At 72.9% G+C, this 10168-nt stretch carries 6 protein-coding genes; 2 read left to right on the top strand and 4 right to left on the bottom strand.

Annotated elements, in window-relative coordinates; all coding sequences use genetic code 11:
• The 4 genes from Acor_RS37640 to Acor_RS37625 all read right to left on the bottom strand — a co-directional run.
• A partial coding sequence (locus Acor_RS37640; RefSeq protein WP_246239673.1) for a DUF5682 family protein occupies window positions 1-1369 on the bottom strand: 1369 nt, incomplete at its 3' end.
• Entirely contained in the window at window positions 1359-2438 is a 1080-nt protein-coding gene (locus Acor_RS37635; protein ID WP_155341550.1) for an ATP-binding protein, read from the bottom strand. The genes Acor_RS37640 and Acor_RS37635, both read right to left, overlap by 11 nt.
• Window positions 2435-3811: a DUF5691 domain-containing protein gene (locus Acor_RS37630; protein WP_155341549.1), complete on the bottom strand. Its 1377-nt coding sequence runs from the start codon at window positions 3809-3811 to the stop codon at window positions 2435-2437. Before Acor_RS37630 ends, Acor_RS37635 begins: the two co-directional genes overlap by 4 nt.
• Window positions 3808-5496, bottom strand: coding sequence for an SWIM zinc finger family protein (locus Acor_RS37625; protein WP_246239671.1), 1689 nt, complete (start codon window positions 5494-5496; stop codon window positions 3808-3810). Before Acor_RS37625 ends, Acor_RS37630 begins: the two co-directional genes overlap by 4 nt.
• A 118-nt stretch (window positions 5497-5614) precedes the next feature.
• On the opposite strand from Acor_RS37625, the gene Acor_RS37620 reads away from it, so the two are divergent.
• Window positions 5615-8575, top strand: coding sequence for a helix-turn-helix transcriptional regulator (locus Acor_RS37620; RefSeq protein WP_246239667.1), 2961 nt, complete (start codon window positions 5615-5617; stop codon window positions 8573-8575).
• Between the two features lie 53 nt (window positions 8576-8628).
• On the top strand, window positions 8629-10164 hold the full coding sequence (locus tag Acor_RS37615; protein ID WP_155341547.1) for an aldehyde dehydrogenase family protein: 1536 nt from the start codon (window positions 8629-8631) through the stop codon (window positions 10162-10164).
• The last annotated feature ends 4 nt before the right edge of the window (window positions 10165-10168 follow it).

Genomic DNA, 10168 nt, shown 5'->3' with positions numbered 1-10168 from the left:
GGTGGGATGGGCGGGTGGCGAGCTCGCGGATTTTGGTGGTGGCGGCGGTGGGGACGGTGATGCCCAGGGCGGCGGCCTCGATCAGAGTGATGTCGTATTCGGGGTGCCATTCGAGCGTCCACGCCTCTTTGAAGGTGCCCTTTCCTCGGCTTTCGCGGGGGGCTCCCCAGGGGACGCCGAGGATGCGGAGGCGGTGCAGGAGTTTGCTGCGGTCCAGGTCCAGCGGTTTGCGGAGGTCGAGGTCGTGGTCGCGGGAGAGCGCTTCCGGCTTGAGGCGGAGGCGGCGCTGTTCGTCGCGGAGGTGGCGCTGCAGCGGGACCATCGGCGTGGCGTCGGGAACGTGACCCAGGCTCTCGCCGACGACGAGCTGCCGCTGGATCAGTTCGACCGGGAGTTCGTCGCCCTCGCAGAGAACGGCCCGCGCGGCTTCGGTGACTTCGGCCAGGCCGGCGAGAGGACGGCCGCGTAGGACGGCGAGGCTATGGGCGAGCCGGACCGCTTCGATGACGTGCGCGGAGGAGACCGGCAGCCCTTCCTCGCGGAGCACGCGGGCGGCTCTGGTCAGCCACCGTTCGATCGGCTGGACGGGATTGTCGAACAGGTGGTGGTACCAGCCGGGTGAGGTGATGCCGGCGCCGTAGCCGCTCCAGCTGGCCAGTCGTCCGTGCGTCCACGGCACCCACGTCAGCTCGGCCTTGACCTTGGGCAGTCCCTTGAGCACCCGGTCGTCGGCGACGGCCGTACCGGGCTGGGTCAGGGCCGGGACATGCCAGGCGCCGCACACGACGGCGATGTTCGTGAAGCCTTCCTTGGCCGCCGTACGGATGGTCCGACGCATGTGGGCCTCGCGGCGGGCTTCGTACTCGTCCGGGATGTGGCCGTCGCGGACGGCGGCCATCGCCTCGGCGATCACCTCGAACGGGGTGTCCCCGCGATGCTCGACGGCGTCCTCCCACCAGCGTTCGGGGTCGTCGTAGCCGGCGGCCTCGGCGAGCGCACCGATCGGGTCCTCCCGGAGCCCGGCGGGTTCTTCGGGGCGGGCGGCCAGGGAGTTGGCCGCGGGCAGGTCGCAGAAGCGGGCGGGGACGCCGGTGGCGGCGGCGTGCTGGAGTGCCTGCCATTCCGGGGAGAAGGTGGCGAACGGCCAGAAGGCCGCCTTGGTGGGGTCGCCCGGGACGTGGGCCAGCAGCGCGACCGGTGGCTCCATGTCGGGGTCGGCGGCGAGCGAGACCAGTGCGTCGGCTTCGGGCGGGCCTTCGATGAGGACGATGTCGGGGTCCAGCCTGGCCAGCTCGGCCCGGACCGCGCGGGCCGACCCGGGCCCGTGGTGGCGGACGCCGAGGACGGTCAGCCGGGGTTCAGCCCGCATCGCGGCAGGCCCGGTAGAAGTCACGCCAGTCCTTCCGTTCCCGTACGACGGTCTCCAGGTACTCCTGCCAGACGACCCGGTCGGACACGGGGTCCTGGATGACGGCCCCGACGATGCCGGCCGCGACGTCGGCGGGGCGCAGGACGCCGTCGCCGAAATGGGCGGCGAGCGCGATGCCGCTGGTGAGGACTGAGATGGCCTCGGCGGTGCTCAGCGTCCCGCTCGGCGACTTGATCTTGGTACGGCCGTCGCCGGTCACCCCGGAGCGCAGCTCGCGGAAGACGGTGACCACCCGGCGGATCTCCTCCATCCCGGCGGGCGTGTCCGGCAGCTCCAGGCTGCGGCCCAGCTGGACGACCCGCCGGGAGACGATGTCGACTTCCTCCTCGGCGGTGGCGGGCGTCGGCAGCACGACCGTGTTGAACCGCCGCCGCAGCGCGCTGGACAGCTCGTTCACGCCCCGGTCGCGGTCGTTGGCGGTGGCGATCACGTTGAAGCCCTTGGCCGCCTGGACCTCCTCGTTCAGCTCCGGGATCGGCAGCGTCTTCTCGGACAGCACGGTGATCAGGGCGTCCTGCACGTCGGACGGCATCCGGGTCAGCTCCTCGACCCGGGCCAGCCGCCCCTCCGCCATCGCCCGCATCACGGGACTGGGTGTCATCGCCTCCCGGGATGGCCCTTCGGCGAGCAGGCGGGCGTAGTTCCAGCCATACCGGATGGCCTCCTCGGCGGTGCCCGCGGTGCCTTGGACCAGCAGGGTGGAGTCACCGCTGATGGCGGCGGCCAGGTGCTCGGAGAGCCAGGTCTTGGCCGTGCCGGGGACGCCGAGCAGAAGCAGCGCCCGGTCGGTGGCCAGGGTGGCGACGGCCACTTCGACGATCCGGCGCGGGCCGATGTACTTGGGGGTGATCGGGCCGCCCGGGTGGTCGGGGTCGCCGAGCAGGTAGGTGGTGACCGCCCACGGCGAGAGTTTCCAGCCGGGCGGGCGGGGGCGGTCGTCGGCCTTGGCCAGGATCACCAGCTCGTCCGCGTACTGATCTTCCGCGTGGGGGCGCAATACGGTGGTCACGAGAACTCCTCGGTCAAGTCGAATCGGAAACGCAGCGTGGTCGGCAGGACGCTCAGAGCGTCGGGGAGGTGTCCCAGCTGGTCGTGCAGGGCGGGGTCGAGGCGTTCTGCGGCGAGTTTGGCCAGCTCCCCGGCGTTCCACGGCTGGCTGGCGGCGACCTCGGCGACCCGCTCCAGGACGGCCGCGGCGAGCGGCCCGCTCCACGGGCGGGCGATGCCGCCCAGCATCATGATCAGCTGGCCGTTGACGTCCTTGGCCCGGACGAGTTCGGCGGCCCGCTCGGACTGTTCGGCCGGCGGCAGCACGGCGAGCAGGTCGGTGAGCGGTTCGGCGTCGAAGAGCGCGCGGGCCCAGTCGGCGTCCTGCTGGAGGATGGCCGCCCTGGTCCAGCCCATCAGGACCTCACGCCTCCAGTCGGCGACGGGCAGGCGGGTGATCTCGCCGGCGGTGAGCCCGAAATGCCCGGTCCAGAAGTCGAGCGGGGTGTGCGCGATCAGCTGTTGCAGCCACCAGCTCTTGCGGCCACCGCTGCGACCGGCCGGAAGTTCGCTCCTGATGCCGTCCCGCTCCATCGCGCTGTCGCACCGCTCGGGCAGCTCGACCGTCAGCCTGGTCACGTCCCGGACCAGCAGTGTGGCGGCCCGCCCGGCCATCCGCAGCGCGAGCCGGGACCCCGGCAGCCGGGTCAGCAGGTCGGCCGCCTCCCGCCGGACCTCGCGGCGGCGGTCGTCGAGCGCGGCTTCCAGGAACGGCTCGTCGGCCGGGCCGAGCCGGTCCGCGAAGGTGGCGATGAAGGCCGCGCGCTCGACGGGCGGCTCGTTGTCCCAGCCGACGGCCAGCAGTTCGCGGGCGTCGTCCGGCGAAGCGGCCCGGAGCCGCCGCAGGAAGGCGCGACGATCGCCGCTGGCGCCGAACTCCCAGACCCCGTGGTCCAGCAGTCCCTCCCCCGACGACTCCTGCTGCAGGTACGACCAGGCCGGGTTGAGCTCGGCGAGCCAGCGCCCCCGCGCCCCGGCCAGCACCCCGAGGTGAGCCCGGACGGACCGGTCCCGCGCGCCTAGGTCGAGCAGCTGCGGAACCAGCCGCGCCGGCACCCGGACCCCGTGCGCCACCGCGAGTTCCAGCCACTCACCGATCAGGCGGCCCTGTTCGCCCGCGAGCATCCGCGCCAGCCGATCGGCAGCACGCGGCGGCGCGAGCGGCAGCGTTTCCACCGGAGCCACGGCCAGCGGCTCGGCCCGCACCGGCGACTGCCCGGCCCGCCGCGCCACCGCCTCCACAGCGGCCTGCTCCAGCACACCCACCGGGCTGGCGCCGGTACCCCGATCGCTCCCCAGCAGCGCCGTCGTCACGAGCTGCTCCCACCCGGTCACAGGACCACCACCTGTCCACGCTCGTCCCAGGTCGTCAGCAGACGGAGCCCGTCGGGAGTCCATTCAGCGGCGACCGTAACCGGATGGCCGCCGGAAACCGCAGCAAGCTGCCACAGCGTGCCGGGAAGAAGAGGCAGAGCATTCTCCAATTTCGGGTCGTGGGGATCGTGATCGGCCAGGTACCAGCCAGAGTCGACCCGGGCGGGAACGACGTCGCTGAGAATCAACGGCCAAGAGTCGGTCCAGGGATCGCGGGCGAGCACGTCCGCGATCAACCGGGGCACGTCCACCGCCCGGACGCCATGAGGCGGGACCCCGCCGGCCGAGTGGCGGTCGGCCGCTCGTTCGCCACGGGGCGGAACCCCGCCGGACGCGGGGGGCGAGTAGCGGTCGGCCGCCCGTTCGCCACCGGGTTGGACCTCACCGGACGCAGGGGACGAATGGCCGTCGGCCGCCCGTACCCCATGGAACGGGGCCTCGCCGGACGCGGCGGCCGAGTGGCGGTCGGCCGCTCGTTCGCCACGGGGTGGGGCCTCTCCGGACGCGGGGGACGAGTGGCGGTCGGCCTCCCCCACGCCATGGGACGGTGGCCCACCGGACGGGGCGGCCGAGTGGCGGGCGGCGACGAGCGCGCGGAGGGGAGCCGAGCCCGGGTAGAAGCAGAGGCTGGCGTCGATGGTGGTGCCGAGGACCAGGGAGCTGTCCAAGGGCTGGCCGACGGGAGCGAAGGAGAGGATCAGGGCGATCCGGCCGGTGGCGCGGCCGTGTAGCCAGACGCGGCGGGAGAGCAGGCGGTCGCGGTCCTCGTCGCGGCAGGCGATGACCTGCCAGTGGTCCCGGACGGGAGGCTGGGCCAGCACGTACTCCTTGGGCGTGGTGAAGCCGACGCGGGATCTGACCGTGTCGCGCAGGTCGCGGGGGAGGTCGGCGGAGCGGCGGTGGGCGACGGCGAGCAGGTGCACCAGCGCGTACTCCGTCAGCAGGCGGGCCGGCCAGTCCTCGTGGCGGAAGACCCGGCTGAGGCCGGTCAGCAGGGCTGCGACGCCGGGCGCCTGCGCGTCGATCAGCCGTTTGGACAGATCGTCCCAGTCGGCCAGCGCGGTCTGCCGGGCCCCGGCGATGCCGTGCGCGATCTGGTCGCTCAGCCAGCGTTCCAGGTCGGCCAGGCCGGCGTCGACGCGCTCCTCCCGCTGCCGGGCCCGCCGGTCGTCACCGCCGGAACCACCGGAAGCGCCGTAACCTCCAGAACCTCCAGAACCGTCAGAGGCGCCGGAACGGTCAGAGGCGCTCGCGGCCTCCGCAGCCACGATGGCGGCGACCTTCTCGGCGACCTTGGCCTCCTGTTTGGCGGCGCGCTCGCGGCGGTCCGCCAGCCACTCCTCGACCCAGTCGGCCGGCTCGTCGGCGGCGGGCACCCCGTCGGCCGACCAGAGCAGCAGCAGCCCGAGGGCGTGCTTACACGGAAACTTGCGGCTGGGGCAGCTGCACCGGTACGCGGGCTCCCGCAGATCCACACAGGCCCGGTACGGCTTCGAGCCGCTCCCCTTGCACTCCCCCCACAGCGCGTCGCGCGCCACTCCGGCGCCCGACCACTTCGCGGGCGCGCTCACACCCGCCGCCGCCTTCTGCGACGAGGCGTCCGGCGCGAGCGCCAGCACCTGATCCCGACTCCAGCGTTCGATCACGCGCCGCACCATATCCGGGTCCGCCGACAATTCAACGCCGCCCAGCTCAGCCCCGCGTTCTGTCGGAGCGGCGTGAAATACTCACGGAGTGATGGCGCGGAATACGCAACACGGTCAAGTGCCGCCAAATAAGCAGGCGGCACCAGGGGGTCTGATCGGGCGTGGCGCCGAGCTCGGGCGGCTGGTGCGGGTGCTCGACGCGGCGGCCGGGGGGCTGGCGGGGGTCGCGCTGGTCGGCGGCGACGCGGGGATCGGGAAGACCCGGCTGATCCGGGAGTTGATCGAGCTGGCCCGGCGGCGCGATTTCGTGGTGCTGGTGGGCCAGTGCGCCGAACTGGGCGACGCGCTGCCGTACCTGCCGTTGACGGACGCGTTGCGTGGGGCGGCGGCCGAGCCGGGCGGGCCGGTGGTGGCGGGGCTGGCGGCGCGACCGGTGCTGCGGCGGCTGCTGCCGGATTCCGACGCGGGGCCGAGCGACGCGATGACCGGGGCGCTGGCCCAGCAGCGGCTGTTCGGCTCGACGCTGAGCCTGCTGTCGGAGGTGGCCGACCAGCGGCCGGTGCTGTTCGTGCTGGAGGATCTGCACTGGGCCGACCGCTCGACCCGGGACCTGGTCGTGTTCCTGACCCGGATGCTGCAGCGGGAGCGGGTGTGCCTGGTCGGGACGTACCGGACCGATGATCTGCATCGGCGGCATCCGCTGCGGCCGGTGCTCGCCGAGTTGCAGCGGCTGCCGCTGGTCACCGGCGTGGAGGTGCCGCCGCTCGCGGACGCGGCGATGGCCGAGCATCTGGCGGAGCTCGGCGACCGGGACGGCGACAGGGGCGGCGACAGGGGCTCTGACGCGATCGACGGCGTGGTCCGGCGGGCGGGCGGGAACCCGTTCTTCGCCGAGGAGCTGTTCGCCGCCTGCGCCGAGTCGGACCGGCTGCCGGGCACGCTGTCCGACGTGCTGATGGCCCGGGTCGAAGGGCTGTCGGACACGGCGCAGCAGGTGCTCAGGGTGGCGGCCGTGGCGGGCCGGCGGGTGGATCACGAGCTGCTCCGGGCCGCCGCCGGGCTGGCGGACGAGCCGCTGGAGGAGGCGCTGCGGGAGATCGTCTCCCGGGGGCTGCTGAGCGCGGGGCAGCGGATCGGCTACGAGTTCCGGCACGCGCTGCTGCAGGAGGCCGTCTACGACGATCTGCTGCCGGGCGAGTGTACCCGGCTGCATCTGGCCTTCGCCGGCCTGCTGACCGAGCGGGGCGGGGCCGCGGCCGAGCTGGCGCACCATTACGCGGCGGCGCATGAGCTGCGCGGGGCGGTGGCGGCGTCGGTGGCGGCGGGCCGCCGGGCCATCGAGCTGGGGGCGCCCGCGGAGGCCCACCAGCACTTCGACCGGGCCCTGGCCGATTGGGCGCATGTCGAGGACGCCGAGGCGCTGACCGGGACGACGCGGGTCAGGCTGACCCTGGACAGCGCCGCCGCGGCGGCCGACAGCGGCGACTACCATCGGGCGATCTCGCAGCTCAAACGGCTGCGGCAGCTGGTGGACACGCCGGAGCTGGTGGCCGAGACCAACGAGCGGCTGGCGTACTACCAGGCCGACATGGACGAGACGGCCGGGATGCTGGAGGCGGCCCACACCGCCGTCGCGGCCCTGGACGGCGAAGGGGAGAGCCCACTGCTGGCCCGCGCGCTGGCGACCCGGGCGCGCGTGCTCTGGGACCACGCGCATCCGCAGGAGGCGTATGCGACGGCCACCCGCGCCCTGGAGGTGGCCCGCAGGACCGGGGCCGCCGACGCGGAGACCACCGCGCTGATCTCGCTGGCGCTGTTCGAGGAGGCCACCGGCACGCCGGAGCGGGCCGAGGAGCTGCTCACCCACGCGGCGGCGCAGAACTCCCGCAATCTGTCCATCAACCTGCGCGCCCGCTTCAACCGGGCCAGGGTGCAGTATGAGAGCGGGAATCTGGAGGCCGCCGCCAAGAACGCCGAGGAGGGGGTCAGGCTCGCCCGCGAGACCGGCCTCACCTGGAGCATGTTCGGCACCGACCTGCGTTTCCTGCAGTATCTGGTGCACTACGTGGACGGCGACTGGACGACCGCGGAGGCGCTGGCGAACGGGTTCGGCGTCCGGGTGGGCACGATCGCCGAGGCCGTGCTGTCGTCGTTCGCGCTGTTCGTCGAGGTGGGCCAGGGGCGGCCCGCGGCCGACGAGCGGCTGCGCTGGCTGGAGCCGTTCTGGCCGCAGGACGACTTCGTCATCTACATGGCCCGCGGCCTGGCCGCCGAGCAGGCGCTGTGGCGCGGCGATCCCGGCACCGCCTGGACCCACGTCGAAGCGGTGCTGGCCACCCTCAAACCGTTCGAGGCCGGATCCATCCGGATGGCCGCGACGGGACTGTGGGCGCTCGCCGAACTGGCCAAGGATCACCGCCTGACCGCCGGGCAGACCCAGGCCCTCCGGGAGCAGGCCGACGACGTGCTGTCCAGGGCCCGGTATGCCGCCACCCACGGCCTGTCCGGGGAGCGCGCCCAGCTCGGCCCCGAGGGCAGGGCCTGGGTGGCGCGCGCCGAAGCCGAATGGCATCGGGTGTACGGCACCGCGACGCCGGAGGTCTGGCAGACGGCGACCGAGGCGTTCTCGTTCGGGTTCTGCTACGAGGACGCGCGCTCACGCTGGCGGCTGGCCGAAGCCTTCCTGGAGGTCGGCGACCGGGCGAAGGCGCGGGCCGAGTGGCTGACCGCCGTGGAGATCGCCGACCGGCTGCGCGCGGCGCCGCTCGGGCACGCGCTCGCCGAACTGGGCCGCCGGGCGCGGTTCTCGGCCGCCCACGACGGCCCCCACGACGGCGGCCCAGGCGAGGCGCGGGAGGAGCAAGGCACCGTGCTGGCTTCCCTGACCGGCCGGGAGCGGGAGGTGCTCGCGCTGGTCACGGCCGGGAACTCGAACCGGGAGATCGGCGAGCGGCTGTTCATCTCGCAGAAGACGGCGAGCGTGCACGTCTCGAACATCCTGGCCAAACTCGGGGCGGCCACCCGCGGCCAGGCCGCCGCGATCGCGCACCAGGAAGGGCTCGCGCCGCCCCCGGGATGACGGAAATACTGTGTAGTCAGGTCCCTATTCGCGCAGGATTTTGGAGGTCAACGGTGACCCGCCACATCGTTTCCGTCATCGGTGGTAAGGACAGCCAGGCCGCGAAGGCGTATCAGTCGATCAATCCGGCCCGGGTGGAACAGGTCGTGGCCGAGGTCGGGCTGGCGGACGCGGAGACGTTCGCCGGAGCCTGCCGGATCGCGGCCGAAGCCCGGCGGGAGTGGGCGAAGGTGCCCGCGCCCGTGCGGGGGCGGGTGATCGCCTCCATCGGGCGGCTGGTCGAGGAGAACGCCGAGACGCTGGCACGGCTGGTGACCGAGGAGATCGGCAAGCCGTTCGCGGAGGCTCTGGGCGAGGTCCGGGAGATCGTGGACACCTGCGACTTCTTCCTGGGCGAGGGTCGGCGGCTGTACGGGCAGACGGTGCCGTCGGAGATGCCGGACAAGAACCTGTTCACCTTCCGGGTCCCGGTCGGGGTGGCGGCGATCGTGACGGCGGGGAACTTCCCGGTGGCGGTGCCGTCCTGGTATCTGGTTCCGGCGCTGCTGTGCGGGAACGCGGTCGTCTGGAAGCCCGCCGAGTACGCGGCAGCCTCCGCGCACGCCCTCTACCGGCTGTTCGCGGCGGCCGGGCTGCCGGACGGCGTGCTCAACATCGTGTTCGCGGACGGCGCGGCCGCCTTCGCCGGTCTGGACCTGGCGCTGGGCGAGGGTTCGGTGCAGAAGGTCGGATTCACCGGGTCCTCCGAGGTCGGGCGCAAGATCGGCGAACTGTGCGGGCGGCACCTGCAGTCGCCCTGCCTGGAACTCGGCGGCAAGAACCCGATGGTGGTCATGCCGGACGCGGATCTCGACCTCGCCGTCGAGGGCGCGCTCTTCGCCGGGTTCGGTACGGCCGGGCAGCGCTGCACCTCGCTCGGCACGGTCATCGTGCACGAATCCATCCACGACGACTTCGTGACCCGCTACACCGCCGCCGTCCAGAACGCCGAGATCGGCGACCCGGCCGGGGACGTGATCTGCGGGCCGCTGCTCGACCACAAGTTCGCGGAGCGCTTCGAGGAGTACCTGACCTGGGTCGAACCCCACCACCACGTGGTCACCGGCCCCACCGGTCAGATCACCGCTGCCAATCCCCGGGGCGAATTCACCGGCGAGGGCGGCCTTTTCTACCATCCCGTCGTCGTCGACGGCGTCCGCCCCGGCGACCAGCTGTTCCTGGAGGAGACCTTCGGGCCGATCGTCGGCGTGACCACCTTCCGGACGCTGGAGGAGGCGATCGAGCTCGCGAACAAGCCCGGGTACGGCCTCTCGTCCTCGATCTACACCACCGACCCGAAGTCGGCGTTCCGGTTCCGGGAGGCCGTCTCGGCCGGGATGCTCAGCGTCAACAACTCGACCTCCGGCGCAGAAGCGCACCTGCCGTTCGGGGGGAACGGCAAGTCCGGCAACGGGAGCCGCCAGTCCGGCATGTGGGTGCTCGACCAGTTCACCCGCTGGCAGGCGATGAACTGGGACTACTCCGGGCGGCTGCAGAAGGCGCAGATGGACGTAGCCGAGATCATCCCTGACCTCGGCTACCGCCTCTGAGGTG

Origin of the sequence: Acrocarpospora corrugata (assembly GCF_009687845.1) — a bacterium.
Classification (GTDB): domain Bacteria; phylum Actinomycetota; class Actinomycetes; order Streptosporangiales; family Streptosporangiaceae; genus Acrocarpospora; species Acrocarpospora corrugata.
The sequence above is the reverse complement of the archived record's forward strand: the minus strand, read 5'-3'. Positions and strand labels throughout refer to the sequence as shown.